Annotated in this window: 41 protein-coding genes; 1 reads left to right on the plus strand and 40 read right to left on the minus strand. The window is 61.8% G+C overall.

The features are described from left to right. Positions 1-6: 6 nt before the first annotated feature. The gene (locus NKJ35_RS06930; protein ID WP_352645824.1) at positions 7-1,047 is read right to left on the minus strand and encodes a glutamine synthetase beta-grasp domain-containing protein; all 1,041 of its coding nucleotides are present in this window, start codon (positions 1,045-1,047) and stop codon (positions 7-9) included. Positions 1,048-1,366: 319 nt separating this feature from the next. On the opposite strand from NKJ35_RS06930, the gene NKJ35_RS06935 reads away from it, so the two are divergent. Then, positions 1,367-1,561 (plus strand): DUF2735 domain-containing protein, encoded by a 195-nt coding sequence (locus NKJ35_RS06935; protein ID WP_292660390.1) that lies wholly within the window; start codon positions 1,367-1,369, stop codon positions 1,559-1,561. A 72-nt stretch (positions 1,562-1,633) separates the two neighbouring features. Here NKJ35_RS06935 and NKJ35_RS06940 read toward each other — a convergent pair whose 3' ends face one another. The 39 genes from NKJ35_RS06940 to NKJ35_RS07130 form a co-directional block, all read right to left on the minus strand. Further along, positions 1,634-3,520, minus strand: a complete 1,887-nt coding sequence (locus NKJ35_RS06940; RefSeq protein ID WP_254817163.1) for an MFS transporter — start codon at positions 3,518-3,520, stop codon at positions 1,634-1,636. Between the two features lie 185 nt (positions 3,521-3,705). Continuing rightward, entirely contained in the window at positions 3,706-4,497 is a 792-nt protein-coding gene (locus NKJ35_RS06945) for an ATP12 family chaperone protein (RefSeq protein WP_352645827.1), read from the minus strand. Positions 4,498-4,499: 2 nt separating this feature from the next. Further along, the gene (locus tag NKJ35_RS06950; RefSeq protein ID WP_352645829.1) at positions 4,500-5,417 is read right to left on the minus strand and encodes a DMT family transporter; all 918 of its coding nucleotides are present in this window, start codon (positions 5,415-5,417) and stop codon (positions 4,500-4,502) included. After that, entirely contained in the window at positions 5,414-5,620 is a 207-nt protein-coding gene (locus tag NKJ35_RS06955) for a hypothetical protein (RefSeq protein ID WP_254817160.1), read from the minus strand. Before NKJ35_RS06955 ends, NKJ35_RS06950 begins: the two co-directional genes overlap by 4 nt. Positions 5,621-5,639: 19 nt before the next feature. Continuing rightward, the gene (locus tag NKJ35_RS06960) at positions 5,640-6,620 is read right to left on the minus strand and encodes an RluA family pseudouridine synthase (RefSeq protein WP_352507446.1); all 981 of its coding nucleotides are present in this window, start codon (positions 6,618-6,620) and stop codon (positions 5,640-5,642) included. Between the two features lie 62 nt (positions 6,621-6,682). Further along, positions 6,683-7,021 carry a DUF190 domain-containing protein gene (locus NKJ35_RS06965; protein WP_352645831.1) on the minus strand — a complete coding sequence of 113 codons (339 nt, stop codon included), beginning with the start codon at positions 7,019-7,021 and terminating at the stop codon, positions 6,683-6,685. Beyond that, entirely contained in the window at positions 7,018-7,404 is a 387-nt protein-coding gene (locus NKJ35_RS06970) for a CrcB family protein (protein ID WP_502904617.1), read from the minus strand. Before NKJ35_RS06970 ends, NKJ35_RS06965 begins: the two co-directional genes overlap by 4 nt. A 110-nt stretch (positions 7,405-7,514) precedes the next feature. Further along, positions 7,515-7,901 carry a fluoride efflux transporter CrcB gene (gene crcB / locus NKJ35_RS06975; protein WP_352645833.1) on the minus strand — a complete coding sequence of 129 codons (387 nt, stop codon included), beginning with the start codon at positions 7,899-7,901 and terminating at the stop codon, positions 7,515-7,517. 31 nt (positions 7,902-7,932) lie between these two features. Continuing rightward, entirely contained in the window at positions 7,933-8,763 is an 831-nt protein-coding gene (locus NKJ35_RS06980) for an aspartyl/asparaginyl beta-hydroxylase domain-containing protein (RefSeq protein ID WP_352645835.1), read from the minus strand. A gap of 136 nt (positions 8,764-8,899) precedes the next feature. Then, positions 8,900-10,210, minus strand: coding sequence for a replication-associated recombination protein A (locus NKJ35_RS06985; RefSeq protein WP_352645837.1), 1,311 nt, complete (start codon positions 10,208-10,210; stop codon positions 8,900-8,902). A 43-nt stretch (positions 10,211-10,253) separates the two neighbouring features. Then, positions 10,254-11,741 carry a DegQ family serine endoprotease gene (locus tag NKJ35_RS06990; RefSeq protein WP_352645839.1) on the minus strand — a complete coding sequence of 496 codons (1,488 nt, stop codon included), beginning with the start codon at positions 11,739-11,741 and terminating at the stop codon, positions 10,254-10,256. 194 nt (positions 11,742-11,935) lie between these two features. Further along, positions 11,936-12,367 (minus strand): 50S ribosomal protein L17, encoded by a 432-nt coding sequence (rplQ, locus tag NKJ35_RS06995; protein WP_023675127.1) that lies wholly within the window; start codon positions 12,365-12,367, stop codon positions 11,936-11,938. A gap of 116 nt (positions 12,368-12,483) precedes the next feature. Next, positions 12,484-13,494, minus strand: a complete 1,011-nt coding sequence (locus tag NKJ35_RS07000; protein WP_023675128.1) for a DNA-directed RNA polymerase subunit alpha — start codon at positions 13,492-13,494, stop codon at positions 12,484-12,486. 104 nt (positions 13,495-13,598) lie between these two features. Beyond that, positions 13,599-13,988, minus strand: coding sequence for a 30S ribosomal protein S11 (gene rpsK, locus NKJ35_RS07005; protein WP_023799279.1), 390 nt, complete (start codon positions 13,986-13,988; stop codon positions 13,599-13,601). 139 nt (positions 13,989-14,127) lie between these two features. Further along, positions 14,128-14,496: a 30S ribosomal protein S13 gene (rpsM, locus tag NKJ35_RS07010; protein WP_006205445.1), complete on the minus strand. Its 369-nt coding sequence runs from the start codon at positions 14,494-14,496 to the stop codon at positions 14,128-14,130. A gap of 198 nt (positions 14,497-14,694) precedes the next feature. Further along, a complete protein-coding gene (locus NKJ35_RS07015) occupies positions 14,695-15,306 on the minus strand; it encodes an adenylate kinase (protein ID WP_254817153.1) in 612 nt (203 codons plus the stop codon). After that, a complete protein-coding gene (gene secY, locus NKJ35_RS07020; RefSeq protein WP_254817152.1) occupies positions 15,303-16,643 on the minus strand; it encodes a preprotein translocase subunit SecY in 1,341 nt (446 codons plus the stop codon). Before secY ends, NKJ35_RS07015 begins: the two co-directional genes overlap by 4 nt. 191 nt (positions 16,644-16,834) lie before the next feature. Next, positions 16,835-17,308, minus strand: coding sequence for a 50S ribosomal protein L15 (rplO, locus tag NKJ35_RS07025; protein WP_023675131.1), 474 nt, complete (start codon positions 17,306-17,308; stop codon positions 16,835-16,837). Positions 17,309-17,330: 22 nt separating this feature from the next. Further along, complete coding sequence (rpmD, locus tag NKJ35_RS07030; protein ID WP_006205449.1) at positions 17,331-17,528, minus strand: 50S ribosomal protein L30; 198 nt, start codon at positions 17,526-17,528, stop codon at positions 17,331-17,333. 24 nt (positions 17,529-17,552) lie between these two features. Continuing rightward, on the minus strand, positions 17,553-18,116 hold the full coding sequence (gene rpsE / locus NKJ35_RS07035) for a 30S ribosomal protein S5 (protein ID WP_006333394.1): 564 nt from the start codon (positions 18,114-18,116) through the stop codon (positions 17,553-17,555). An 83-nt stretch (positions 18,117-18,199) separates the two neighbouring features. Then, positions 18,200-18,559 carry a 50S ribosomal protein L18 gene (gene rplR / locus NKJ35_RS07040; RefSeq protein ID WP_023675132.1) on the minus strand — a complete coding sequence of 120 codons (360 nt, stop codon included), beginning with the start codon at positions 18,557-18,559 and terminating at the stop codon, positions 18,200-18,202. 85 nt (positions 18,560-18,644) lie between these two features. Further along, positions 18,645-19,178: a 50S ribosomal protein L6 gene (rplF, locus tag NKJ35_RS07045; RefSeq protein ID WP_023675133.1), complete on the minus strand. Its 534-nt coding sequence runs from the start codon at positions 19,176-19,178 to the stop codon at positions 18,645-18,647. A gap of 88 nt (positions 19,179-19,266) precedes the next feature. After that, on the minus strand, positions 19,267-19,665 hold the full coding sequence (gene rpsH, locus NKJ35_RS07050; RefSeq protein WP_006205453.1) for a 30S ribosomal protein S8: 399 nt from the start codon (positions 19,663-19,665) through the stop codon (positions 19,267-19,269). A gap of 12 nt (positions 19,666-19,677) precedes the next feature. After that, the gene (gene rpsN, locus NKJ35_RS07055; protein WP_023675134.1) at positions 19,678-19,983 is read right to left on the minus strand and encodes a 30S ribosomal protein S14; all 306 of its coding nucleotides are present in this window, start codon (positions 19,981-19,983) and stop codon (positions 19,678-19,680) included. A 27-nt stretch (positions 19,984-20,010) separates the two neighbouring features. Beyond that, on the minus strand, positions 20,011-20,589 hold the full coding sequence (rplE, locus tag NKJ35_RS07060) for a 50S ribosomal protein L5 (RefSeq protein WP_008875670.1): 579 nt from the start codon (positions 20,587-20,589) through the stop codon (positions 20,011-20,013). After that, the gene (gene rplX / locus NKJ35_RS07065) at positions 20,582-20,896 is read right to left on the minus strand and encodes a 50S ribosomal protein L24 (protein ID WP_254817150.1); all 315 of its coding nucleotides are present in this window, start codon (positions 20,894-20,896) and stop codon (positions 20,582-20,584) included. The genes rplE and rplX overlap by 8 nt, the downstream gene beginning before the upstream one ends. 12 nt (positions 20,897-20,908) lie before the next feature. After that, positions 20,909-21,277 carry a 50S ribosomal protein L14 gene (rplN, locus tag NKJ35_RS07070; protein ID WP_006205457.1) on the minus strand — a complete coding sequence of 123 codons (369 nt, stop codon included), beginning with the start codon at positions 21,275-21,277 and terminating at the stop codon, positions 20,909-20,911. 82 nt (positions 21,278-21,359) lie between these two features. Then, entirely contained in the window at positions 21,360-21,599 is a 240-nt protein-coding gene (gene rpsQ, locus NKJ35_RS07075) for a 30S ribosomal protein S17 (protein WP_023675136.1), read from the minus strand. 11 nt (positions 21,600-21,610) lie between these two features. After that, positions 21,611-21,811 carry a 50S ribosomal protein L29 gene (rpmC, locus tag NKJ35_RS07080; protein ID WP_006205459.1) on the minus strand — a complete coding sequence of 67 codons (201 nt, stop codon included), beginning with the start codon at positions 21,809-21,811 and terminating at the stop codon, positions 21,611-21,613. A gap of 13 nt (positions 21,812-21,824) precedes the next feature. Then, the gene (rplP, locus tag NKJ35_RS07085; protein ID WP_006205460.1) at positions 21,825-22,238 is read right to left on the minus strand and encodes a 50S ribosomal protein L16; all 414 of its coding nucleotides are present in this window, start codon (positions 22,236-22,238) and stop codon (positions 21,825-21,827) included. Positions 22,239-22,265: 27 nt separating this feature from the next. After that, complete coding sequence (rpsC, locus tag NKJ35_RS07090; protein ID WP_023675137.1) at positions 22,266-22,991, minus strand: 30S ribosomal protein S3; 726 nt, start codon at positions 22,989-22,991, stop codon at positions 22,266-22,268. After that, positions 22,991-23,380, minus strand: coding sequence for a 50S ribosomal protein L22 (gene rplV / locus NKJ35_RS07095; RefSeq protein WP_006205462.1), 390 nt, complete (start codon positions 23,378-23,380; stop codon positions 22,991-22,993). Before rplV ends, rpsC begins: the two co-directional genes overlap by 1 nt. A 2-nt stretch (positions 23,381-23,382) precedes the next feature. Further along, positions 23,383-23,661, minus strand: coding sequence for a 30S ribosomal protein S19 (gene rpsS / locus NKJ35_RS07100; protein ID WP_006205463.1), 279 nt, complete (start codon positions 23,659-23,661; stop codon positions 23,383-23,385). 16 nt (positions 23,662-23,677) lie between these two features. Next, the gene (gene rplB, locus NKJ35_RS07105; protein WP_023675138.1) at positions 23,678-24,511 is read right to left on the minus strand and encodes a 50S ribosomal protein L2; all 834 of its coding nucleotides are present in this window, start codon (positions 24,509-24,511) and stop codon (positions 23,678-23,680) included. Positions 24,512-24,533: 22 nt separating this feature from the next. Continuing rightward, positions 24,534-24,827 (minus strand): 50S ribosomal protein L23, encoded by a 294-nt coding sequence (locus tag NKJ35_RS07110; protein WP_006205465.1) that lies wholly within the window; start codon positions 24,825-24,827, stop codon positions 24,534-24,536. After that, positions 24,824-25,444, minus strand: a complete 621-nt coding sequence (gene rplD, locus NKJ35_RS07115; protein ID WP_023675140.1) for a 50S ribosomal protein L4 — start codon at positions 25,442-25,444, stop codon at positions 24,824-24,826. The genes NKJ35_RS07110 and rplD overlap by 4 nt, the downstream gene beginning before the upstream one ends. Then, a complete protein-coding gene (rplC, locus tag NKJ35_RS07120) occupies positions 25,444-26,172 on the minus strand; it encodes a 50S ribosomal protein L3 (RefSeq protein ID WP_023717519.1) in 729 nt (242 codons plus the stop codon). Before rplC ends, rplD begins: the two co-directional genes overlap by 1 nt. A 96-nt stretch (positions 26,173-26,268) precedes the next feature. After that, positions 26,269-26,577 (minus strand): 30S ribosomal protein S10, encoded by a 309-nt coding sequence (gene rpsJ / locus NKJ35_RS07125; RefSeq protein WP_006205468.1) that lies wholly within the window; start codon positions 26,575-26,577, stop codon positions 26,269-26,271. Between the two features lie 63 nt (positions 26,578-26,640). Beyond that, positions 26,641-26,724, minus strand: an 84-nt coding sequence (locus tag NKJ35_RS07130; RefSeq protein ID WP_455749504.1) for an EF-Tu C-terminal domain-related protein, incomplete at its 5' end; no start/stop codon positions are given.

Consider the following 26,724-nt stretch of genomic DNA (forward strand, 5'->3'; position numbering starts at 1 on the left):
GCATTCTCAAGCGGCGGCCGAAACCTCGGCGCTGGTCGGGACGGAGGCGATCGTCTTCAATATCTGCGAAGCGATCTGGTAGGGGTCACCCTGCGAGTTCGGACGGCGATCCTCGAGATAGCCCTTGTAGCCGTTGTTGATAAAAGAATGCGGCACGCGGATCGAAGCGCCGCGGTCGGCGATGCCGTAGCTGAACCTGTTCCAGGGCGCGGTCTCGTGCTTGCCGGTCAAACGCTTGTCGTTGTCCGGCCCATAGACGGCGATGTGATCCATCAGGTTTTTGTCGAAGGCTGCCATCAGCGCCTCGAAATAGCTCTTGCCGCCGACTTCGCGCATATAGGCGGTCGAGAAGTTGGCATGCATGCCGGAGCCGTTCCAATCGGTGTCGCCGAGCGGCTTGCAGTGGTATTCGATGTCGATGCCGTACTTCTCGGTCAGGCGCTGCAACAAATAGCGCGCCATCCACATCTGGTCGGCGGCCTTCTTGGAGCCCTTGCCAAAGATCTGGAATTCCCACTGGCCTTTGGCTACCTCGGCGTTGATGCCTTCATGATTGATGCCGGCGGCAAGGCAAAGGTCGAGATGCTCCTCGACGATCTGCCTGGCGACGGAGCCGACATTGCTATAGCCGACGCCAGTGTAGTACGGGCCTTGCGGCGCCGGATAGCCACTCTCGGGGAAGCCGAGCGGACGGCCGTCCTTGTAGAAGAAATATTCCTGCTCGAAGCCGAACCAGGCGCCCTCGTCGTCGAGAATGGTGGCGCGTTTGTTGGACGCGTGCGGCGTTACGCCGTCCGGCATCATGACTTCGCACATGACGAGCGCGCCATTGGTGCGGGCGGGATCCGGATAAACGGCGACCGGCTTCAAAACGCAGTCGGAGCTGTGGCCCTCGGCCTGCATGGTCGAAGAACCGTCGAAGCCCCACAGCGGAAGCTGGTCGAGCGTCGGAAACTCGGCGTAGTCCTTGACCTGCGTCTTTCCGCGAAGGTTGGGAACCGGGGTATATCCATCGAGCCAAATGTACTCGAGCTTGTATTTCGTCATTCTAGCCTCTCGTTGCTTGATCACCGAACCCTGGATGGCGCCGGGGCGAGCCGGCCTATCCAGCAGCCGACCTGCCGGACTAGTAAAATGCAATTCGTGTGCCATTCTCGCCGGCGACGGATGCGGCAAAAGTGGGGTTGTATCCACCCAAAATCGCTGGTCCGCTGTCATGCTGCGCTCGGATCATCCACAAGCACATTTTGCACAAATAATATGCAAGTACTGATCTTTTCGTAATCATGTTGCCTAATTCGGTTGCTGAACCTATGTTGGGGAAAGGTTGAATCGGCAAGGTTCTGTCGAAGAAAGGAAACCGACAATGGAAATCACTTCCACTCGTCAGTCGGCCAAAATCCTGATGTTCCCGGTGGCAGCGCGCGCCTCTGCCTCAAATTTAAGCGGAAAGGCTAAGTTCGCGGCAGAACTTGCTTCTTTGCGCAACCGAACGGATTTCGGAAGTGCCTGGTATCATGAGGCAGCGATCGAGGAAGCGAAACAGGATCGGAAGAGCTAAGCCCTGCACTCGATAAATTGAAAAAGCCCGGCGCGATCGCTCGCGCCGGGCTTTGCTATGGACCGGTACAGGCTACTGCTTGGTGTGCAGGTCCGTTCCGAGCGTGTCCCTGATGAAGATCATGCCGATGATCAGCGACATCGCCGCGATCACCACGGGATACCAGAGACCGTAGTAGATATCGCCCTTGTAGGCGCTGAGCGCGAACACCGTCGCCGGCAGCAGCCCGCCGAACCAGCCATTGCCGATGTGATAGGGCAGCGACATGCCGGTGTAACGGATGCGGGTCGGGAACATCTCGACCAGGATCGCGGCGATCGGCCCGTAGACCATCGTGACGAAGACCACGAGGATGAACAGGATGGCGATCGTCATCGGCCAGTTGACCGCTGCAGGGTCGGCAAACATGGCGAAGGGACCGCCGCCGGGTACGGTATAGACGGTGACCTCCGGGGCTCCCGCAGCCTCGTCGGCAGTCAGCAGCTTGTCCTTGATCGCCTGGTCAGTCGGAACGGTTGCCTTGTCGCCGGCGCGGATTGCCGCGGCATCGAGCTTCAGCTCAGGATTGGCCGCAATAAAGGCCTCGAGCTTCTGGTCCGGCACCTTGGCGGCTGCCCGCTTCAGCGGGTAGCCGCCATCCCGAAGTGCCGTGTAGACCGCCTTGGCGAAAGCGGCATCCTTGGCCTTGGCCTGATCGCCGGCGGCCGTGGCGTCATAAGACTCAACCGTCTCGTTGCCGATTTTGACCGACGCGGCTGTACCGGGCGCCGCAGTCGATACCACGTCGTACGGCACCGAGTTCTTGGTCAGGAACGAGGTGGCGATATCGCATGAGGTCGTGAACTTTGCAGTGCCCACCGGGTTGAACTGGAACTTGCAGTCTCCCGGTGCCGCGGTCACCGTCGCGCGTGTGTTCTGCTGCGCGGTGGCGAGCGCCGGATTGGCTGCCCAGGTCAGCGCCTTGAACAAGGGGAAGGTGCAGACGATCGCCAGTGCAAGGCCGGCCATGATGATCGGCTTGCGGCCGATCTTGTCGGAGAGCCAGCCGAACACGACGAAGAAGATCGAGCCAATCGCCAGCGCAATGGCGATCATGATGTTGACCGATTGCGCCTCGACCTTGAGCACGTTCTGCAGGAAGAACAGCGCATAGAACTGGCCGTTGTACCAGACCACGGCCTGACCGGCGGTAAGGCCGAGTAGCGCCAGCAGCGCGATTTTTGCGTTCTTCCACTGGCCGAAGGCTTCCGTCAATGGTGCCTTGGAGCCTTTGCCTTCGTCCTTCATGCGCTGGAAGGTCGGCGATTCGGAGAGCGACAGCCGGATCCAGAGCGAGATGCCGAGCAGCAGGAAAGAGACCAGGAAAGGAACGCGCCAACCCCAGGCGGCATAAGTTTCCTTGCTCATCGAGGCCTGCACGATCAGGATGACGATCAGCGACAGGAACAGGCCGAGCGTCGCCGTCGTCTGGATCCATGACGTGTAGTAGCCGCGGCGGTCGTCGGGCGCATGTTCGGCGACATAGGTCGCGGCGCCACCATATTCGCCGCCGAGCGCCAGGCCCTGCAGCATGCGCAGGATGATCAGGATCACCGGCGCGGCGATGCCCCAGCTCGCATATCCGGGCAGAAGGCCGACCAGGAAGGTCGACAGGCCCATGATCGTCATGGTGACGAGGAAGGTATATTTACGGCCGACGAGATCACCGATGCGGCCGAACAGCAGGGCGCCAAACGGGCGCACCAGGAAACCGGCCGCGAAGGCGAGCAGGGCGAAGATGTTGCGTGTCGCTTCCGGCGCCGACGAGAAGAAGGTGGCGCCGATGAAGGCGGCCAGCGAGCCGTAGAGATAAAAATCGTACCATTCGAAAACGGTGCCGAGCGAAGAAGCGAAGATGACCTTCTTCTCCTCGCGTGTCATGCCGCGGCTTGTTTTGCCGGCGGTCGATGCCATTGCCATGAGCGTATCCTCCCGTGTGATTCCGTCAGCCCTCGATGCTGCGCGTCATCGTCCGCGTTTCCTCGCAACGCAGACTCAGTGCAGCCACCGGTGCAAAAAATGACAGAAAGCAGTGCCCAGAGGCAGACCGCCTTTGGGATTATGACTTTGGTCTAATGTGCAGTGCGAAATAGCGGGCGGTGCCGTCAGCCTTTGAGAGCTTCGAGCAGCTTGACTGCGGCCATCATGTCGCGCTTGCGGGCAGCGCGGCGCGCGAGCGCCTCTGCATCATGGCCCCATTGCTCAGCCTGCCAGTCCTCGTCGACATGACCGGCAGCCCAGGCCGCCTCGCCGTCGAGCTCGCCGAAGTCGACGGCGAGCGCCAGCAGCGCCGATCCGGTCAGCGAGGTCATGACGTGGATGGCGGCAAGGCGCAGCGGATCGGCACGTTGGGCAAGATGCTGGCCGAGCAGCGCGATACTCTCGCGCGGCTGTTCGACATGGATCACGCCTTCGGCGAGATGGAACCGGGCGCCGAGTGCGCTGCGCACCCAGTCGATGACCGGGTCCCAATGCTCGTTCTGCCGGTCGACTAGTCCTTGGGGCGCATCGGCGCGGTAGCAGAGCAGATCGGATGAGGCGAAGCGCAGGACGTCCTCCAGCACCGCCTGGGGATCACTGGCGACGCCATCGATTGCCGTATTGACCAGACGCATCACCGGCATCGTCACCGGGTCGATGGTCTCCTCCTGTGCGGCGAATTCCTCGGCGACGAGAGCAGCCGCCTTTTCAGTCGGCAGCGCCAGCAGCGCCTTGGCCGGCGTGCGGACGGGCTTGCCATCGAGGTGGACGGCAAAACCATCTTCGACCGGCGCGACTGCGACGGTCTTGTAGAAGCGCTTCGGCAGTTGCGTCTTCATCTGGATCTGGGCGCGACGCACCGGGTCCGGATCGGAGAGCTGCTTTCCCGCTTCGAGGTCGTTCAATATGTCGCGCATGCTCATCCGGGGGCTTGTTTTCGGGCCGGCCGGTTGACGATGATAAGACCGGCGGCGATGAGGCCGAGTGCCAGGAAGATACGAACGGTCAACGGCTCGTTCAAGAAGACGGCGCCGCAGAGCACACCGAACACCGGCGACAGGAAGGTGAAGCTCGACAGTCCAGATGCAGGGTAGCGCCGGAGCAGCCAGAACCACAGAACATAGGTGAACGCGACGACGTAGACGGCCTGGAACAACAGAGCCAAGGTCGGCAGAACGGCAAAGCTGCGGACTGGCGGCCCGGCAAAAGGCATCACCAAAATCCCGACGACGGCGGCCCCGGCCAGCTGATAGAGCAGCAGCTTTTCGGCGCTGGCCGTCACCAGCTTCGACCGCTTGATGACGATATTGGTCACGGCCCACAGAATGCCGGCGCCGAGACTGAGCAAATCGCCGCTCAATGTTGCGCCGCCATTGGCGCTCAGTTTATCGGAAAACACCGCGACCAGTCCGGCGAAAGCGAGCAGAAGACCAACGAGCTTGCGTGCCGTGATGCTTTCACCCAGCAGGAAATGGCCGCCGACCAGCATCCAGAACGGCATGGTGTTGACCAGCAAGGTGTTGCGCACGACGGTGGTGTGTTCGAGCCCGACATACAGAAACAGAAACTCGAGACCGAAAAGCGCGCCTGCCAGAATGCCGGCGACGAGGGTCTTGTCGGGCGTGAACAGCGCGATGCCGCGCCAGCGGCACCAGCCGAAAACACACAGGCCGCCGATCACCGAGCGGGCGATCGACAGGAAAACGGGATCGTAGCCGGCATAGGAGATCTTGGCGGCGACGTAGTTCAGCCCCCAGGAAAAAGTCAGCCCAACCATGATGGCGGCGGCGGCAGCGTCAACGGAACTGCGGCGGTCCATTGCGGTTGCTGCGGTCATTGCTTGGACTGGCTTTCCAGCTTCGCGAGCAGCGCCTTCAGCACTTCGGTATTCTGCCTTACCGCTTCGGTGTTCTCACGGCCGATTTCGGCCATCGACCCCTGCCGGGTTGCAACGCGGCGTATATAAGCGAACCAGACGACGAGAATCAGGATGAATGGCAACCAGTTCACCAACTGACGAACGAGCGACGCTTCATCCATGGTTTACGCCCTCGCTCATTTAATCCTCCGCGCTTGCGTCGTCGAAGCCGATCAGGTTCCAGCTCTGGCGCATGTGCGGCGGCATCGGCGCGGTGACGTCGACAAACCCCTTGTCGGGATGCGGGATGACGATGCGGCGAGCGTGCAGATGCAGGCGGTTCTGCATGCCGCCGGGAAAATCCCAATTGGTGTCGGCCTCGAAATATTTGGGGTCACCGATGATCGGGCAGCCGATATGCGCGGCATGGACACGAAGCTGGTGGGTGCGGCCGGTATACGGCTCCATCTCCAGCCAGGTCATCGTCTGTGCAGCCTGCTCGATGACACGGTAGTAGGACACAGCGTGGTCGGCGCCCTTTTCGCCATGCTTGGCGATGCGCACGCGATCGCCGTCGGGCGTCGGTTCCTTAATCAACCAGGTCGAGATCTTGTCCTCGCGCTTCGGCGGCACACCCTTGACCAGCGCCCAGTAGGTTTTCTTCGTCTCACGCGCCCGGAACGCTTCGGCGAGCTTCATGGCGGCGAGCCTTGTACGGGCGACAACCAGAACACCCGACGTGTCGCGGTCGAGCCGGTGCACCAGACGCGGCTTCTCGCCCTTTTGGTTGCGCCAGGCTTCCAGCATGTCGTCGACATTGCGGGTGACCCCCGAGCCGCCTTGCACCGCCAGGCCGGCCGGCTTGTTGAAGACGAAGACCTTCGGGTCCTCATGGATCAGCATCTTGGCTAGGACATCGGCGTCGCCCTGGTTGCGTATCGAATGGCCGGTCAGCGGGCTTTCGCCTTTCTTGTCGACTTCGAGCGGCGGCACACGCACCGTTTGGCCGGCTTCGACGCGGGTATCGGCCTTCACCCTGCCGCCATCGACGCGGATCTGGCCGGAACGCAGCAGCTTCTGCAGATGACCAAAACCGAGACCGGGGAAATGGCTCTTGAACCAGCGGTCGAGCCGCATACCCGCCTCACCGGCGTCCACTGTGATCTGTTCAACGCCTGCCATGATTCCAATCGCCGTTTTGCAGGCATGCAACGGCATTCGCCGGCACCCGCAATCTCGCTCGGTTATTCGTTGTCGGTTCCATATTGCAGAACCTGAACTTTCTCCAGCGTAATCAAACCACTTGTGATGATTGTTTCAAGAACGGGCAGGAAAGCGGCCAATTTTTCCTCGTCATCGACGATCTCGATGACGAGGGGAAGATCCTCCGATAGGCGGAGGATCTTCGTGGTGTGAAGCCGGCTGGAATGGCCGAACCCCATCGCGCCGCGCAGGACTGTCGCGCCGGCGATCTGCATTTCGCGGGCCCTCAGCACGATAACCTCATACAGCGGACGGCCATCTGCCTTGTCGTTTTCGCCGATAAATATGCGCAGCAATTGCGCCTGTGTTGGTATCTTCATTGCCTGGACCCTCTCAGCCGGTTGAGGCGAACTGCAAAAATGTAGCCAAACCAGACGGCGGCAAGCCAGGCCACCACGGAGATCGCGATATTGAGTCCCGCCGCCAGAAACCTCCCGCCTTGCGCGAGGGTGAGCGTTTCAAGGCTGAAGGCCGAGAAGGTCGTCAGGCCGCCACAGAAGCCGGCCATGAAGAACTGGCGCTGCAGCGGACCGGCGAAGACGCGACCGTCCGGTCCCGTCAATGTCGCGTAGAAGCCGATGAGGAATGAGCCGACAATGTTGACGAGGAGTGTGCCGAAGGGAAATCCAGCGCCCCACAGGGCAGTGCTCGTCGATGAGGCAAGCGCCCGCAGCACACCGCCGATCATGCTGCCTGCGGCCACGGTCGCATAGAGCCGAACCGTTTCGGAGGTTCTGCGCCAACCAATGAGGCGTCCGCCATGCCCGGCCGCGGCAGTGTCCGTCCCGTCGTGGCGGAGCTTCCGCGGGCCGCTCACGGCGCCCCGCTGCCAATCAGAAGACTTCCTGCGGCAAAGCCCAGCGTCACGCCGCCGAGGCTCAGGAAAACCGAAAGCAGCACATTTCCGCCGGCGCGCAGCCATTCGCCCTCGCGCGCCAGCGCCAGCGTCTGCAGGCTGAAGGAAGACACCGTGGTGTAGCAGCCGAGGCCGCCGGTGACGGCAACGGCCCAGATGGCGGGCATGCCGTCGCGCGCCACCGCATGCGCAACGACACCGATTGCAAACGCTCCCGAGACGTTGACCACCATCGTGCCCCAGGGAAAGGTCTCGCCAACCCGGCGGGCGACGAAGCCGGACAAGAAGAAGCGGGCCATTGCGCCGATCGCGCCACCAAGGCAGACAAGCAACAGATGATACATCGTGCTCCCTCACGCCGGTCACACCACGGTGTCAGGCGGCTCCGGCCTTCTTCGGCTTGCTGGAGCCGATCATCTTCCAGTTCTTGTAGAACATGGCATTGATGCGCTCGACGCTGACTGAAACGATGGCGAGAAGAGCGGCGATCAGGCCGGGGAATGGCGATGGCCGGATGATGTCCATGAACACGCAGTAGCGGCGCCCATCATATTCGTTGACCGAGCGGTGCAGCAGCGTGTCGTCGAAAATATAGAGCGGATTGTCGTGCCAGTAGTTCCTGGCGTTGTTGCACTCGACGAAAACCTCGGCCTTCACCGGGAGAAGATTGTAGAGAATGCGCAGGCTGAGCCGCAGCGGTCCGAAATGCCAGGAGGTCGATTCCTTGCCCCTGAACACGGACACGGCGATGGTCTTGATATATTTGAAATCCTTGTTGAATTCGGCAACATTGTCGATCTTGTGCTTGCCGTACCACTGGTAGACATACATGCCGCGCCGGCCGCTGCCGAAATTGGCGTCGATATCGGCGATGATCTCGTCCTTGCGCGCTTTGAAGACGTCCAGAACCTCATTGACCTCACGCTGATAGTCCGGAGGAAACTGGTCCAGTTTCCAGACACCGCGGTTTCTGTAGCACAGCAGATCGACCAGCAGATTGAAGGGCGAAAGCAGCCAGGTGAAGATGCCGTTGCCGAGGAAATAACCACTGAACAGGGCCCAGTTCTTGTTGTCGTTGCGCAACACGTCGATCAGACCGAGGACAATGAAAATTGTCATCAGGATGGGAATGAAATAAAAGCCGAGCGCCAGCAGCGGGATCGCTATGGCGAACTTCCGAAGGGTCTTGCGAGATTTTTTCGTCATTTTTCCACGCGCCAGGCGCGATTCCGTTCTGAATATCGTCGGTACGTTTCTGGCCTGTCCGCCGGCCGAAGGCGCATCTTGATAGGGTTTTTTGTCACGCCAGACAACGGCGATCACGCCACTGTGCGACTGGCAGCTATTTTTCCCGCTCGCTGCGCAGCTTCGCCCAATAATCCAGCCGCTTCCTGATATCACGCTCGAAGCCGCGCTCGGGCGGGTCGTAGAATGTCTGCCTTCCCATGTTCTCCGGAAAATAGTCCTGGCCGGAAAAAGCGTCGGGCTCGTCGTGGTCGTAGCGATAGCCGGCGCCGTAATCTTCCTGTTTCATCAGCTTGGTCGGCGCATTGAGAATGTGCTTGGGCGGCAGCAGCGAACCGAATTCCTTCGCCGCCTGTGTGGCGGCCTTGAACGCGGTATAGACTGCATTGGATTTCGGCGCGGTGGCGAGATAGACGGTCGCCTCGGCGAAGGCCAGTTCGCCCTCGGGCGAGCCCAGATAGTCGTAGGCGTCCTTGGCGGCGTTAGCGACGACGAGCGCCTGCGGGTCGGCCAGCCCGATATCCTCCATCGCCATGCGCACCAACCGGCGCCCGAGATAAAGCGGATCTTCGCCGGCGTCGAACATGCGGGCCAGATAGTAGAGTGCCGCGTCGGGGTCGGAGCCGCGCACCGATTTGTGCAAGGCGGAGATCAAATTGTAATGGCCGTCCTGGCCCTTGTCGTAGATCGGCGCGCGGCGCTGGACGATGCGCTGCAGAGCCTCGGCGCCGAACACCTCCTTTGATTTCGCTGCGCGCCAGACCTCTTCGGCGAGCGTCAGCGCCGCGCGGCCGTCGCCGTCGCTCATGCGGATGAGCATCGCCCGCGCGTCTTCATCGAGCGGCAGCGCCCTGCCCTCTGCCTGCTCGGCCCGCGCCAGCAGCTTGGCGATGCTCTCCTCGCCGAGCGAGTGAAAGACCAGCACGCGCGCGCGCGACAAAAGCGCGGCGTTAAGCTCGAAGGACGGGTTCTCGGTGGTGGCGCCGACCAGCACGACGGTGCCGTCTTCCATCACGGGCAGAAAACTGTCCTGCTGGGCGCGGTTGAAGCGATGGATCTCGTCGACGAACAGCAGTGTCTGGCGGCCGTTCGAGCGGCGCAGCTTCGCTGCCTCGAACACTTTCTTCAGGTCGGCAACGCCGGAAAACACGGCCGAAATCTGTTCGAAGACGAGGCTTGTCTCTCCGGCAAGCAGCCGTGCGACCGTTGTCTTGCCGGTGCCGGGCGGGCCCCAGAAAATCATCGAGCCGAGCGAGCCGGAGCCGATCAGCCGCGTCAGCGCGCCGTCGGGTCCGGTCAGATGCTCCTGCCCGACAACCTCGCCAAGGTTCTTCGGGCGCAGACGGTCCGCCAGCGGCCTGCCGGGCGGCGTCTTTTTCGGTTCATCGACACTGAACAGATCGGCCATGCAACTTCTTCTGCCTGGAGCCCGATCATGCTGACGGTCGGGCTCAGTAACGCAACACCTGGCGCAGTATCTGCCCGCCGCGCTCGACGGTAAAGCGCCACCAGCGCGTGTCCTGCTGGGCTACCTGTTCCAGCGTCGCCGCCTTGTCGATCGTCAGGCCATTGACCTCACGCACGATGTCGCCTGGCTGGAAGCCAAAATCGGCAGCGGGCGAATCGCGGTTGATGTCGACTACGGTGACGCCTTTGACATCGGTGCGCAGACCGAGCCGTTGGGCAAGCCGTGGCGACAGTTCAGCGACTTTGGCACCCGAAAACGGGCTACGCCCGCGCAATATGAGTTCTGCAGCCTTGGCGCCTTCGGGCGGTCGTTCCAGAGCGATGTCCATCGTCGCCTGCTGACCCTTGCTCAGAACGCCGAAGCTGGCATTCGTACCAATCGACAGCGTCGCCATCCGGTAGTCCAGCGCCCCGACGCTCTCGACCGGCTTGCCGTTGAGCGACAGCACTACGTCGCCAGGCTTGAGCCCTGCCTTGGCCGCGGGTCCCGCCTCTTCGACCGAGGAAACCAGCGCACCGGTCGGTTTGTCCATGCCGAGCGATTCCGCAATCTGCGGCGTCACCGCCTCGAACTCGGCACCGGCATACGGCCGCTCGAAGAAGTCGAGCCCGGCCTTGGCCGCATCGGCGAAAGCGCGGACCATGTTCGAAGGGATGGCAAAGCCGATGCCGATCGAGCCGCCGCTACGGCTGTAGATCGCCGTGTTGATGCCGATCAGCTGCCCTCCCATGTTGACCAGCGCGCCGCCGGAATTGCCGGGATTGATGGCCGCGTCGGTCTGGATGAAGAAGCTGGAATCGGAGACGCCGATATGGCTGCGCGCCACCGCCGAAATGATGCCGCTGGTGGTGGTCTGGCCGACCCCGAACGGATTGCCGATCGCCAGCACCAGGTCGCCAACCTCGAGCGCGTCGGAATCGCCGATGGCGATCACCGGGAACGGCTTGTCGGAAGAAATCTTGAGCACGGCGAGGTCGAGCGTCTCATCCTTGAGCAGCACCTTACTGTCGAATTCGCGCCCGTCGGCGGTCGCGACCTTGACCTGGTCGGCGTCCTTGACGACATGGAAATTGGTCACCACGACGCCGGTCGGATCGACCAGTACCCCCGAACCGAGCGACGACTGCGCGCGCGGCTGCGAGCGGCCGAAGAACTCCTCGAAAAACGGATCGCCGTCGAAGGGTGACGCCACCTTGGCGGTCTGCGAGGCGTAGACATTGACTACAGCCGGCGCCGTCTGCTTGACCAGCGGCGCAAAGGACAGCTGCACCTCCTCGCGGCCGAACGGCACGCGCTTGTCGGGGCCGGAGGTGGCGTTTTCGCCTTCGACGCCATGCAACAGATCGGTCAGCACGTCGGACAGACCAGGATCTGGCTTGGTCTCCTCCGCCAGCGCGTGCCTGGCCGCCGGCACGAGGGCCAACGCCATCAAGGCGCAGATCAGAACAATGGACAGCCGTTTAACGCGCATTCCGAATCCTCCAAGTCGGGCGCCATTGTCCTGACGATTGTGCAAAATGAAAGGCTAAGCCGCTGAAATCCGATTATTTTGGGTAGTCGCCGCAAAAACCGGTGACCAAACCCCTACCAGCCCTGCCCGGTTACCTTCGGAAACAGAAAAAGGGGCCCGGAGGCCCCTTTTGAACATCTCAGGAAAGCCGAGCCTTATGCGGCCGCGGCTTCCTCTTCGGTGCCTTCAGCCTCGATGCGGGCACGGTCGCCGGCGCCCTTGGCCGAGGTGTCGCGGTCGACGAACTCGATAACCGCCATTGCCGCGTTATCACCGTGGCGGAAGCCGGCCTTCATGATGCGCAGATAGCCGCCGTTGCGGGTGGCATAACGTGGCGCGATGGTATCGAACAGGCGCTTGACGACGCCTTCATTGCCGATCTGGGCAATAACCTGGCGGCGGGCGTGCAGGTCGCCGCGCTTGCCGAGCGTCACCAGCTTCTCGACGATCGGACGCAAATCCTTCGCCTTCGGTAGCGTGGTGAGGATCTGCTCGTGCTCGATAAGCGACACGGCAAGGTTGGCAAACATCGACTTGCGATGGCTTATGCTGCGGGCGAACCGGCGGCCTTTAAATCCGTGGCGCATGGCTCTTCTCCTTCATTGCGGTTTCAAGAGGCCTGAGCCCCAGTTGGTTAGCCGCATGATCTTGTCCGAAAAGTCTGCAACTTTTTGCTGCGCTGACCTTCGGTTCGGGATCATGCTTAATATTGATCTTCGTAACGCTTGGCGAGGTCTTCGATGTTTTCCGGCGGCCAGTCCGGCACTTCCATGCCGAGATGCAGGCCCATCGCCGCCAAGACCTCCTTGATCTCGTTCAGCGACTTGCGGCCGAAGTTCGGGGTGCGCAGCATCTCGGCTTCGGTCTTCTGGATCAGGTCGCCGATATAGACGATGTTGTCGTTCTTCAGGCAGTTGGCCGAACGCACCGAAAGCTCGAGCTCGTCGACCTTCTTGAGCAGCGCCGGGTTGAAGGCAAGCTCGGTAACCTGTTCGGCGGCGACTTCCTTCTGCGGCTCGTCGAAATTGACGAACAGGCCGAGCTGGTCCTGCAGGATGCGAGCGGCGAAGGCCACTGCGTCCTCGCCCGAGATCGAACCATCGGTCTCGATGGTCATGGTCAGCTTGTCATAGTCGAGAACCTGGCCCTCGCGGGTGTTCTCGACCTTGTAGGAGACCTTTTTGACCGGCGAATACAGGCTGTCGACGGGGATCAGCCCGATCGGCGCGTCCTCGGCGCGGTTGCGGTCGGCCGGCACATAGCCCTTGCCGGTGTCGACGGTGAATTCCATGCGGATTTCAGCGCCCTCGTCCAGCGTGCAGATGACGTGGTCGGGATTGAGTATCTCGACGTCGCCAACGGTCTGGATGTCGCCGGCGAGAACCGCACCCGGTCCCTGCTTGCGTACGACCATGCGCTTGGGGCCGTCGCCTTCCATGCGGATGGCGATTTCCTTGATGTTCAAGACGATGTCGGTCACGTCCTCGCGCACGCCGGCGATGGACGAGAATTCATGCAGAACGCCGTCGATCTGCACGGCGGTCACAGCCGCGCCACGCAGCGAAGATAGAAGCACGCGGCGCAGCGCGTTGCCGAGGGTGAGGCCGAAGCCGCGCTCGAGCGGCTCGGCGACGAGCGTGGTCAGCGTCTTCTTCTTCGACGAGAACTCGATCTTGTTCGGCTTGATCAGTTCTTGCCAATTTTTCTGGATCATAGTGCTTTCCTTCCGTTGTCCCGCCACCATCCAATCGTGGCGGGCGACCTGGAATGCCGTGGAGGAGCGCCCTTGAGGCGCTCGCGCGGCGTTCGGTAAATTCTTTAAACGCGGCGCTTCTTGCGCGGGCGGCAACCATTATGCGGGATCGGCGTCACATCACGGATCGAGGTGATGGTGAAGCCGGCGGCCTGCAGCGCGCGCAGCGCCGATTCACGACCGGAGCCGGGTCCACAGACCTCGACCTCGAGCATGCGCATGCCGTGTTCCTGGGCCTTCTTGGCAACATCTTCTGCGGCCATCTGGGCAGCGAACGGGGTCGACTTGCGCGATCCCTTGAAGCCCTGGGCTCCAGCCGACGACCAGGCAATCGAGTTACCCTGCGCGTCGGTGATGGTGATCATCGTGTTGTTGAAGGTCGAATTGACGTGGGCAACGCCCGACGAGATGTTCTTGCGTTCGCGACGGCGAACACGAGTGGCTTCCTTGGCCATGATGGTCCTTTCAGTTGATCTCTACACCGCCGTAATACCAGCGGCTCCACCAGGGAGAAGGCAGTAGGGGAATATGGCAGTAGGGCAGTATGTCTGCCGTTCCTATTGCCTTACTGCCCTACTCCCTTACTGCCCTAAATTACTTCTTCTTTCCGGCAATCGACTTGGCCGGCCCCTTGCGGGTGCGCGCATTGGTATGTGTGCGCTGACCACGAACCGGCAGCGAGCGGCGGTGACGCAGACCGCGGTAGCAGCCGAGGTCCATGAGTCGCTTGATGTTCATCGACACTTCGCGGCGCAGGTCACCCTCGACCTGATAGTCGCGGTCGATGGTCTCGCGGATCTGCAGCACTTCCGCGTCGGTCAGTTGGTTGACGCGACGCTCGGCCGGGATGCCGACCTTGTCGACGATCTCCTGGGCGAACTTCTTGCCAATGCCGTGAATGTATTGAAGCGCAATGACGACGCGCTTGTTGGTCGGAATGTTGACGCCGGCTATACGAGCCATGTTCTTCTCTTCTCCATGTAGGCCGGGCGAGCCGGCGCTTCAAGTTGCCCCGCGTCCGGTGGAGGCCGGCCCTTGCGGGAGTTTCCAGTTCAAAGCGGCCTGCCTTGCCCTTGCGGACAAGCAAGCCTCATGCCTGATAGGAAGACGGGCCGCCATACCCCAGCGGACCGCTCCAGTCAAGCGCAATCGTTCGATTCTCTAGCCGGCCGCCCGGCCAACCTGCCGGGTCGTCGCCCTGAGCACCGCCTCGATCTGCTGCGTCACCGCATCGATGTCGGCCATGCCATCGACGCCCCTAAGTTTGCCCTTGGCATAGTAGTAACCGATCAGCGGCGAGGTTTTCTTGTAATATTCCCTCAAGCGTTCTTCGAACACCGCTGGACTGTCGTCCTTGCGCACCGGCAGGCCTGCGGCCTTGGCTTCTTCGGCGCGCTTGACGATTCGGCCAACCAGCGCCTTGTCGTCGACGACAAATTCGATGACCGCGTCTAGCTCCAGTCCGCGATCCGACAGCATTTCCTCAACGGCGTCCGCTTGCACCAGAGTTCGGGGATACCCGTCAAGGATGAAACCGTTTGCGCAATCAGCTTGATCGATGCGCTCGGCCACGATGGCATTGACGATAGCGTCGGACACCAGTTCGCCAGCGTCCATCACCGCCTTGGCGCGCTTGCCGACTTCGGTGCCGGCCTGAACAGCAGCACGCAGCATGTCCCCCGTGGAAAGCTGTGGGATGCCGTGTCGTTCTACCAGTCTCAGTGCTTGTGTCCCCTTGCCCGCCCCCGGCGGTCCAAGCAATATCAACCTCATCTGGCCTTCTTCCCCCCGCGCAGCTTCGACTTCTTGATCAGGCCCTCATACTGGTGCGCGATCAGGTGACCCTGAATCTGCGCGACCGTATCGAGCGTTACACTGACCACGATCAGGAGCGAAGTGCCACCAAGGTAGAACGGTACGCCAGTCGCTGAAATCAGGAACTCGGGCAGCAGACACACCAGCACCAGATAAATGGCGCCGACGACAGTGATGCGGGTGAGCACATAGTCGATATAGTCCGCAGTGCGCTCGCCCGGACGATAGCCCGGGATGAAGCCAGAATGCTTCTTGAGCTGGTCGGCGGTGTCCTTCGGATTGAAGACGATCGCCGTATAGAAGAAGGCGAAGAACACGATCATCGCCGCGTAGAAGGCCATATAGAGCGGCTGGCCGTGGCCGAGCGCCGCCAGGACGGTGCTGGCCCATGCAGGCATATTGGTGGTCTGCGAGAAGCCGGCGACGGTCGCAGGCAGCAGCAGCAGCGACGAGGCGAAGATCGGCGGAATGACGCCGGACGTGTTGAGCTTCAGCGGCAGATGCGAGGTATCGCCCTGGAACATGCGATTGCCAACCTGGCGCTTGGGATACTGGATCAGCAGGCGGCGCTGGGCGCGCTCGAAGAAGACGATCAGCGCGATGACGATGATGGCGAGCACGATGATCGCCAGGATCAGGCCGGTCGACAAGGCGCCGGTGCGGCCAAGCTCCAGCGTGCCGGAGATGGCGCGCGGCAGGCCGGCGACGATGCCGGAGAAGATGATCAGCGAAATGCCGTTGCCGATGCCGCGGGCGGTGATCTGCTCGCCAAGCCACATCAGGAACATGGTGCCGCCGACCAGCGTGACGACGGTAGAGATGCGGAAGAACATGCCGGGATCGTTGACGATGCCGTTGCCGCCCTCAAGCCCGACCGAAATGCCGTACGCCTGGACCAGCGCCAGAAGCACTGTGCCGTAGCGCGTGTACTGGTTGATGATCTTGCGGCCCTGCTCGCCTTCCTTCTTCAGCGCTTCCAGCGACGGAATGACCGAGGTCATCAGCTGCATAATGATGGAAGCGGAGATATAGGGCATAATGCCAAGGGCAAAGATCGCCATGCGCTGCACGGCGCCGCCGGCGAACATGTTGAACATGCCGAGCACGCCCTTGCTCTGCGACGAGAAGGCCTGGGCGAAAGCGTCGGGATTGATGCCGGGCAGCGGGATGTAGGTGCCAAGACGGTAGACGAGCAGCGCGCCGATGGTGAACCAGATGCGCTTCTTCAAATCCTCGGCTTTGGCGAAGGCCGAAAAATTCAGATTCGAGGCTAGTTGTTCAGCAGCCGAAGCCATGCCTGATTCTCCGCTTGGTCACGCTCGATGCCCGCAGTTCAGGCGGCGCGTGTCACCGAAGCTCACGAGATAAGCTCCGGACTGCAAACATGCAAGCGGCCGCGTTGATGCGGCCGCCACATCTGTCGGATCAAAGCACGACCGCAGGCAAAACCGAATTCCGCCTTTGCCGAACGTGCTTCAAATTGCCGTTACTCGGCGGCTGCCTGCTCAGGCAGTTTCACCGAGCCGCCGGCCTTTTCGATCTTCTCGATCGCGGCCTTGGAGGCTCCGGCCACGTCGAAGGCAAGCTTGGCCTTGATGTCGCCGTCCGAAAGGATGCGCACGCCGTCCTTGACGCGACGGATGACGCCGGCCGCAACCAGCGCCTCGGCCGTCACAACTGTCTTAGCGTCAAGCTTCTTGGCATCGAGCGCCGCCTGGATGCGGGCCAGCGACACGACAGTGAAGCTCTTGGCGAAGATATTGTTGAAGCCGCGCTTCGGCAGACGCCGGTAGAGCGGCATCTGGCCACCCTCGAAGCCGTTGACGGCGACACCGGAGCGCGCCTTCTGGCCCTTGACGCCGCGACCGGCGGTCTTGCCCGAACCGGAACCGATGCCACGGCCGAGACGCTTCTTGGAATGCGTCGCGCCGTCCTTGTCACGCAGATCATTGAGTTTCATCTGGATTCTCCTGCGCTCTGGCTCAGCCCTCGTCCACGACGCGGACGAGATGCTGGACGGCAGCGATCATGCCGCGCACGGAGGGCGTATCCTCCAGCGTGCGCTGCTTGTGCATCTTGTTGAGGCCGAGGCCGACCAGCGTTGCGCGCTGCTCCTTCGGCCGGCGGATCGGTGAACCGATCTGCTCGACGGTGATGGTCTTGGTTGCTTTCTTGGCCATGGTCAGATCCCTGGTCAGCGTCGACTATTCTTCAGCCGCAACGGCGGTGCCGCGGCGGGCCTGAAGGGTCGAATACTTGATGCCGCGCGCGGCAGCCACATCCTTCGGATGCATCTGGCTCTTCAGCGCGTCGAAAGTGGCGCGAACCATGTTGTAGGGGTTCGAAGAACCCATCGACTTGGCGACCACGTCATGCATGCCGAGCGTCTCGAATACGGCGCGCATCGGGCCGCCGGCGATGATGCCGGTACCTTGCTTGGCGGCGCGCAGCAGGACACGTCCCGCGCCCCAGCGTCCCTCGACGTCATGGTGCAGCGTGCGGCCCGAGCGCAACGGCACGAAGATCATGTCGCGCTTGGCCGATTCGGTCGCCTTGCGGATCGCCTCCGGCACTTCACGCGCCTTGCCGTGGCCGAAGCCGACGCGGCCCTTCTGGTCGCCGACGACAACGAGTGCTGCAAAGCCGAAGCGCCGGCCGCCCTTGACGACCTTGGCGACACGGTTGATGTGGACGAGCTTGTCGACCATGCCGTCGTCGCGTTCTTCGCGATCACGGCCGCGGCCGCCATCCCTACGTTCCTGTGCCATATCCTGTTCCTTGTTTTTTTCCGGAAGCACGGTTGATGATGATATCCGGCGGCCTCTTTGGGTTGCCGGGGCGAATTTCGATTTTAGAAGCTCAGACCACCTTCACGTGCAGCCTCGGCAAGCGCCTTGACGCGGCCGTGGTAGATGTAGGCGCCGCGGTCGAAGACGACTTCCTTGACGCCGGCCTTCGAGGCACGCTCGGCGATCAGCTTGCCGATGGCAGCTGCGGCCGCGGTGTCGGCGCCGGTCTTGAGCGAGCCCTTGAGCTCCTTCTCAAGCGTCGAAGCAGCCGCGATGGTGTGGCCCTTAGCGTCGTCGATCACCTGGACATAGATGTTCTTCGACGTGCGATGGACCGACAAACGCGGACGATCGCCGGCAACCTTTTTGATCTGGCGGCGGACGCGCTGAGCGCGGCGTTGGGTGGATTCTTTCGAGCCCATGATATCAGTTCCTTGCCTTCAAAAAACGGGGGCAACCATATGCGGTAGGACGAGCCTCCCGCGACCGCTCCCCGCGGCGTTAAAATTACTTCTTCTTGCCTTCCTTGCGGACGATCTTCTCGCCAGCATAGCGGACGCCCTTGCCCTTGTAGGGCTCGGGGCTGCGGTACTCGCGGATCTCGGCGGCAACCTGACCAACCTGCTGCTTGTCGATGCCGGTCACGGTGATTTCCGTCGGCTTCGGCACCGAAATCGTCACGCCCTGCGGCGTCTCGTAGACAACGTCGTGGCTGAAGCCGAGCGCCAGCTGCAGGTTCTTGCCTTGCATGGCGGCGCGATAGCCGACGCCGGTGATCTCGAGCTTCTTTTCGAAGCCGTCCTTGACGCCCTGCAGGATGTTGACGATCTGCGTGCGCGACATGCCCCATTTGGAACGGGCGGTCTTGGTCTGGTCGCGCGGCTGGACAGCGATCTCGCTGCCTTCCATCTTGACCAGCACTTCGTCGTTCACCACGAACTTCAGCTCGCCCTTCGGACCCTTCGCCGTCACGGTCTGGCCGTTGACGGTCGCGGTCACGCCCTGCGGCAGCGAAACGGGTTTCTTTCCAATACGAGACATTCTGTTGTCCTCGTCACTTCTCTTGTTTCAGGTCTCGGTTTTCGGGACTTGATCCCGAAAGCCGGATTCCAACGGGTCACATACCAGATCAGAAGATCTGGCAGAGGATTTCCCCGCCGACATTCTGTTCGCGCGCTTCGTGGTCGGCCATCACACCCTTCGGCGTCGAAAGGATGGCGATGCCGAGGCCGTTGGCGACGTGCGGTATCGACTTGGCCGAAACGTAGACGCGGCGGCCGGGCTTCGAGACCCGAGCGATTTCGCGCACCACCGGCGCACCGTCGAAATACTTCAGCTCGATCTCGATTTCGGACTTGCCGTTGTCGAAGTCGGTCTGGCTGTAGTCGCGGATATAGCCTTCGGCCTTCAGCACGTCGAGGACACGGGTGCGCAGGCGCGAAGCCGGCGTCGAAACGCTCGACTTCTTGCGGCCATACGCGTTGCGGATGCGGGTCAGCATATCGCCGAGAGGATCGCTCAATGACATGTTATGTCCTCCTTACCAGCTCGACTTGACCAGGCCCGGGATCTGGCCGTTATTGCCGAGATCACGAAGCGCGATACGCGATACTTTGAGCTTGCGATAATAGGCACGCGGACGTCCGGTGACTTCGCAGCGGTTGCGGATGCGGGTCTTGGCCGAGTTGCGCGGCAGCGCCGAAAGCTTCAGCTGAGCGCGGAAGCGCTCTTCCATCGGCTTGGACTGATCCATGATGATCGCCTTGAGCACCTTGCGCTTGGCAGCGAACTGGTCCGCAAGCTTGCGGCGCCTGTTGTTCTTCTCGACTGAGCTGGTCTTTGCCATTTCAGATTTTTCCTTTTCTCGCTGCCGTTACTGGCGGAAGGGGAAGTTGAAGGCCTTGAGCAATGCCCTGGCTTCGTCGTCCGTCTTCGCAGTCGTACAAACGATGACGTCCATGCCCCAGATCTGATCAACCTTGTCGTAGTTGATCTCCGGAAACACGATGTGTTCCTTGATGCCCATGGCATAGTTGCCACGGCCATCGAAGCTCTTCGGGTTGAGCCCGCGGAAGTCGCGGACGCGCGGCAGTGCGATGTTCACGAGGCGGTCGAGGAACTCGTACATGCGTTCCTTGCGCAGCGTGACCTTGGCGCCGATCGGCATCTTCTCGCGAACCTTGAAGCCGGCGATCGAGTTGCGGGCGCGGGTGACAACGGCCTTCTGGCCGGCGATCATTGCAAGGTCTTCGGCCGCGATCGAAGGCTTCTTCGAATCGCCGGTCGCCTCGCCGACGCCCATGTTCAACACGATCTTGTCGATGCGCGGAACCTGCATCTCGTTCTCGTAGCCGAACTGCTCCTGCAGCGCCTTGCGAATGGTCTCGTTGTAGACCTGCTTGAGGCGCGGCGTGTTCTGGGCAGTTGCCTGCTTGGTTTGAGCCTTAGCCATTGATGACTTCTCCCGAGCGCTTGGCGACGCGCACCTTCTTGCCGTCCTTCTGGAAGATGAAGCCGACGCGGGTCGGCTTGCCATCCTTGGGGTCGGCCAGCGCGATGTTCGACAGCTGGATCGGCGCTTCCTTGGTGATGATCCCGCCCTCTTGGGACTGGGACTGCTTCTGATGACGACGAATCAGGTTGACGCCGCGCACCAGCGCGGTGTCGTCCTTCGGCTGCACCGAAAGGACTTCGCCCGAACGGCCCTTGTCCTTGCCGGCCAGCACGACGACCTTGTCGCCTTTTCTAATCTTTTGCATTGGTCCGGCTCCTTACAGCACTTCAGGCGCGAGCGAGATGATCTTCATGTGGTTCTTGGCGCGGAGTTCGCGCGGAACCGGTCCGAAGATACGCGTGCCGATCGGCTCTTTCTTGTTGTCGACGAGAACGGCTGCGTTCTTGTCGAAACGGATCACGCTGCCGTCCGGGCGGCGGATGTCCTTGGCCGTGCGAACCACGACCGCCTTCATCACATCGCCCTTCTTGACGCGGCCGCGCGGGATGGCTTCCTTGATCGACACCACGATGATGTCGCCAACGGAAGCGTATTTCCGCTTCGAGCCGCCCAGCACCTTGATGCACATGACACGACGGGCGCCGGAATTATCCGCGACGTCGAGGTTTGTTTGCATCTGAATCATGACTGGCCGCCTTCTTCTTTTCTAACGGGACGGGTTTCTCACCCCTCCCCGGTCTGTCCAAAATTCGTTTCGTTTGCCCTGATCAGGCCTGGTCCGAAGACACCACGACCCAGCGCTTGTCCTTGGAAATCGGCTTCGATTCCTGGATGAACACCTGATCGCCGACCTTGTGGGCGTTGTTCTCGTCGTGCGCCTTGTACTTCTTGGTCATGCGCACGGTCTTCTTCATCACGGGATGCGTGAAGCGCCGTTCGACCTTGACGACAACCGTCTTCTCGTTCTTGTCGCTGACGACGGTGCCCTGCAGAATGCGCTTTGGCATGGTTTTCGTCCTTAAGCCTTCTTGGCCGCGGACTTTTCCGCAGCGATGGTCTTGATACGCGCAATGTCCTTGCGGACCTGCCTCACGCGCGCGGTCTTCTCAAGCTGGCCGGTGGCCTTCTGGAAGCGCAGGTTGAACTGCTCCTTCTTCAGGCTGGCCAGGTCGTCGGTCAGCTGGTCCTGGGTCTTGGTCCGGATGTCTTCGGCTTTCATGATCAGCCCGTCCTTATTCTGCGATGCGCTGTACGAAGCGCGTCCTGACCGAGAGCTTGGCCGCGCCGAGACGCAGCGCCTCACGGGCGGTTTCTTCGTTGACGCCGTCGATCTCGAACATGATGCGACCCGGCTTGACGCGTGCCGCCCAGTAGTCGACGGCGCCCTTGCCCTTACCCATACGGACTTCAGTCGGCTTCGACGTAACCGGCACGTCCGGGAAGATACGGATCCACACCCGGCCGGCGCGCTTCATCTCGCGGGTGATCGCGCGGCGGGCCGCCTCGATCTCGCGCGCGGTGACGCGGTTCGGCTCAAGCGCCTTCAGCCCGAAACCACCGAAATCCAGGTTGGTGCCGCCCTTGGCGGTACCGTGGATACGGCCCTTGAACTGCTTGCGGAACTTTGTGCGCTTTGGCTGCAGCATCGTTCTAACTCCAAATTCCTGACTGTCTTACGCGTTTTCGCGACGGCGACCGCGCTCGCGCTCACCACCACCGCCATGCGCATGATCGCCCTCGGTGGCGCGGCGCTCCGATGCCATCGGGTCGTGCTCAAGGATTTCGCCCTTGAACACCCATACCTTGACGCCACAGATGCCGTAGGCCGTATTCGCCTCGGCCGTGCCGTAGTCGACGTCGGCGCGCAACGTATGCAGCGGCACGCGGCCTTCGCGATACCATTCCATGCGCGCGATCTCGGCGCCGCCGAGACGGCCGGCGCAGTTGATGCGGATGCCTTCGGCACCGAGGCGCATCGCCGACTGGACGGCGCGCTTCATGGCGCGGCGGAACGCGATGCGGCGCTCGAGCTGCTGGGCGATCGACTGGGCGACCAGGGTCGCGTCGATCTCCGGCTTGCGCACTTCGACGATATTCAGATGCGTCTCGGACTTGGTCATCTCCATCAGCTTCTTGCGAAGCTTCTCGATGTCGGCGCCCTTCTTGCCGATGATCAGGCCCGGACGCGCCGCATGGATGGTGACGCGGCACTTCTTGTGCGGACGCTCGATCACGACCTTCGAGATCGCAGCCTGCTTGAGTTCCTTCTCAAGATATTTGCGGATCTTGATGTCCTCGTGCAGCAGCTTGCCGTACTCGCCGGTGTTCGCGAACCACCGCGAATCCCAGGTGCGGTTGATGCCGAGACGCAGACCGATCGGATTGACTTTCTGGCCCATTATGCGGCCTCCCCTTTTTCTTCGACTTCACGAACGACGATCGTGAGGTGCGAGAACGGCTTCTCGATACGGCTGGCGCGACCACGGCCACGGGCATGGAACCGCTTCATGACAATCGACTTGCCGACATAGGCTTCCGCCACGATCAGCGCATCGACGTCGAGGTCGTGGTTGTTTTCCGCGTTGGCGATCGCCGATTCCAGCGTCTTCTTGACCGTGCCGGAAATCCGCTTGGCCGAGAATTCGAGGTCGGAAAGCGCTGTCGCGACCTTCTTGCCGCGGATCAGCGCGGCAACCAGGTTCAGCTTCTGCGGGCTGATACGGATCGTGCGCAACACGGCGCGCGCTTCGTTGTCAGCAAGCCTGCGCGGAGCTTTGGCCTTGCCCATGATTATTTCCTCTTCGCCTTCTTATCCGCGCCGTGACCGTAATAGGTCCGGGTCGGAGCGAATTCACCGAACTTGTGACCGACCATGTCCTCGTTCACCGAGACGGGAACGTGTTTCTGGCCGTTGTAGACACCGAAGGTGAAGCCGACGAACTGCGGCAGGATGGTGGAGCGGCGGCTCCACATCTTGATCACCTCATTGCGACCACCTTCACGAACCTTGTCCACCTTCTTCAGAAGGTAGCCGTCGATGAAGGGGCCTTTCCAAATCGAACGAGTCACTTGGCGTTACCTCTTCTTAGCTCTTGCGCTGATGGCGCGAGCGCAGGATGAACTTGTCGGTCGCCTTGTTGGACCGCGTCTTCTTGCCCTTGGTCGGCTTGCCCCAGGGCGAAACCGGATGGCGGCCACCCGAGGTGCGGCCTTCGCCGCCGCCATGCGGATGGTCTACCGGGTTCATGGTCACGCCGCGATTGTGCGGACGTTTGCCACGCCACACGGTGCGGCCAGCCTTGCCGTCATTGATGTTGCCGTGGTCCGGGTTGGACACGGCACCGACAGTGGCCATGCAGGAGCCGTGGACGACACGCTGCTCGCCCGAATTGAGGCGCAGGATCGCCATGCCCTGGTCGCGGCCGACGAGCTGGCCATAACCACCGGCCGAACGGGCGACCTGAGCGCCCTTGCCGGGCTTCAGCTCGATATTATGGACGATCGTGCCGACCGGCATCGAGGCCAGCGGCATCGCGTTGCCCGGCTTCACGTCGACCGATTCACCGGCCACGATCTTGTCGCCGGGAGCCAGACGCTGCGGGGCGATGATGTAGGACAGCTCGCCATCGTCGTACTTGATCAGCGCAATGAAGGCGGTGCGGTTCGGATCGTACTCGATACGCTCAACCGTACCGACGACGTCGAACTTGCGGCGCTTGAAGTCGATGATGCGGTAGGTGCGCTTGTGACCGCCGCCGATGAAGCGGGCCGTGATGCGGCCGTAATTGTTGCGGCCGCCCGACTTGGTCAGGCCTTCGGTCAGGCCCTTGACGGGCTTGCCCTTGTAGAGGCCCGAGCGGTCGACGATGACCAGCTGACGGGTGCTCGGCGTTACCGGGTTGAATTTTTTCAGTGCCATTGTTCTGTCCTCGCGACCTTGCTCAGAGACCCGTCGCGACGTCGATCGACTGGCCGTCGGCCAGCGTCACAACCGCCTTCTTGACGTCGCTCTGGCGGCCGATCGTGCCGCGGAAGCGCTTGATCTTGCCCTTGCGGACAAGCGTGTTCACGGCCATCACCTTGACGCCGAACAGCGCTTCGACGGCGGCCTTGATTTCCGGCTTCGACGCCTTCTTGGCGACATTGAAGACGACCTGGTTCTGCTCGGAAGCCATGGTCGACTTTTCGGTGATCGCCGGCGAGACGATCACGTCGTAGTGACGAAGGTCGGTCATTTGAAGCGCTCCTCGAGAGCCTCGACGGCGGCCTTGGAAAGGACCAGCGTGCCGCGGCGCAGAATGTCGTAAACGTTGATGCCCTGGATGGGCAGCACGTCGATGTTCGGGATGTTGGTCGCCGCCAGCTTGAAATTCTTGTCAAGCTCGGCGCCGCCGATCACCAGGGCGTTGCTCAGGCCCAGCGTCGCGAAATTCGCGATCAGTGCCTTGGTCTTGGCCTCGGTCAGCTTCAGCTCGTCAATGATGATGATCGACGCGCTTTTGGCCTTGGCCGAAAGCGCATGCTTGAGACCGAGCGCACGCACCTTCTTCGGCAGATCGTGCTCGTGGCTGCGCACGACCGGGCCGTGGGCCTTGCCGCCGCCGCGGAACTGCGGAGCGCGAGCCGAATGGTGACGGGCGCGGCCGGTACCCTTCTGCTTGTACATCTTGGCGCCGGTGCGGGCGATTTCCGCGCGCCCCTTGGCCTTGTGCGTGCCCTGCTGCTTCTTGGCGAGCTGCCAGCGCACGACGCGCTGCAGGATGTCCTCGCGCGGATCAAGGCCGAAAATCTCTTCGGAGAGCTTCAGCTTACCGGCGTCCTTGCCGCCAAGCGTTGTAATCTTGAGGTCCATTATTCCGCTCCCTCTGTGGCCGGGGCCTCGTTCTTGGCGGCACCATCGGTTGCAACGGCGCGGATCGCGGCGGGCTTCGGCGCATTGGCCGGAAGCGCCACCTTGGCCGCATCGCGGACCAGGATCCATGCACCCTTCGAACCCGGGACCGCACCGCGGATCAGGATCAGGCCACGATCGGCGTCGGTCGAGACGACCTCGACATTCTGCGTGGTGACGCGGGTGTCACCCATGTGGCCGGCCATATGCTTGCCCTTGAACACCTTGCCCGGATCCTGGCGCTGGCCGGTCGAACCGTGTGTACGGTGCGACACCGAGTTGCCGTGCGTCGCGCGGCCGCCACCCATGTGGTGCCGCTTGATGACGCCCTGGAAACCCTTGCCGATCGTGGTTCCCGTTACATCGACCTTCTGGCCGACGACGAAATGCTCGACGGTGATCTCGGCGCCGACATCGATCATGTTGTCGGCGGAGACGCGGAACTCGGCAACCTTGGCCTTAGGCTCGACGGAAGCGGTCGCGAAATGGCCGCGCATCGCCTTCGACGTGTTCTTCACCTTGGCAAGGCCAACGCCGAGCTGGACGGCGGTATAGCCGTTCTTCTCCTGCGTGCGCTGCGCCACGACCTGGCAGTTCTCCATCTGGAGAACAGTGACGGGAACATGTTCCCCGGCATCGTTGTAGATGCGGGTCATTCCCACCTTCTTTGCAATCACACCTGAACGCATCGGTTCAATTCCTTTAGAGTTCCCTGTCGGGGCTGTCGCCCCTCCACGCCTCTTGTTCCTTCAGAGTTCCGGGTCGCCCCGCTGACCTCTGGTTCCTTAGAGCTTGATCTCGACGTCGACACCGGCGGCCAGGTCGAGCTTCATCAAAGCATCGACCGTCTGCGGGGTCGGGTCGACGATGTCGAGCAGACGCTTGTGCGTGCGCATCTCGAACTGCTCGCGGCTCTTCTTGTCGACGTGAGGCGACCGGTTGACCGTGAACTTTTCGATCCGCGTCGGCAGCGGAATTGGGCCGCGGACGTTGGCGCCGGTGCGCTTGGCGGTCGACACGATTTCCCGTGTCGAGGCGTCGAGCACCCGGTGATCAAACGCCTTCAGGCGGATGCGGATATTCTGTCCGTTCATGCGTCACTTCCTTGTTCTGGCGCGGCGCGGGCAGCGCCCGCGACAGATCGGTTTAAGTCCAAATTACTCTTTGATGGTGACGACGATGCCGGCACCGACGGTGCGGCCGCCTTCACGGATGGCGAAGCGCAGCTTCTCTTCCATGGC

The sequence above is a fragment of the Mesorhizobium sp. M0136 genome (assembly GCF_040322515.1).
GTDB lineage: Bacteria > Pseudomonadota > Alphaproteobacteria > Rhizobiales > Rhizobiaceae > Mesorhizobium.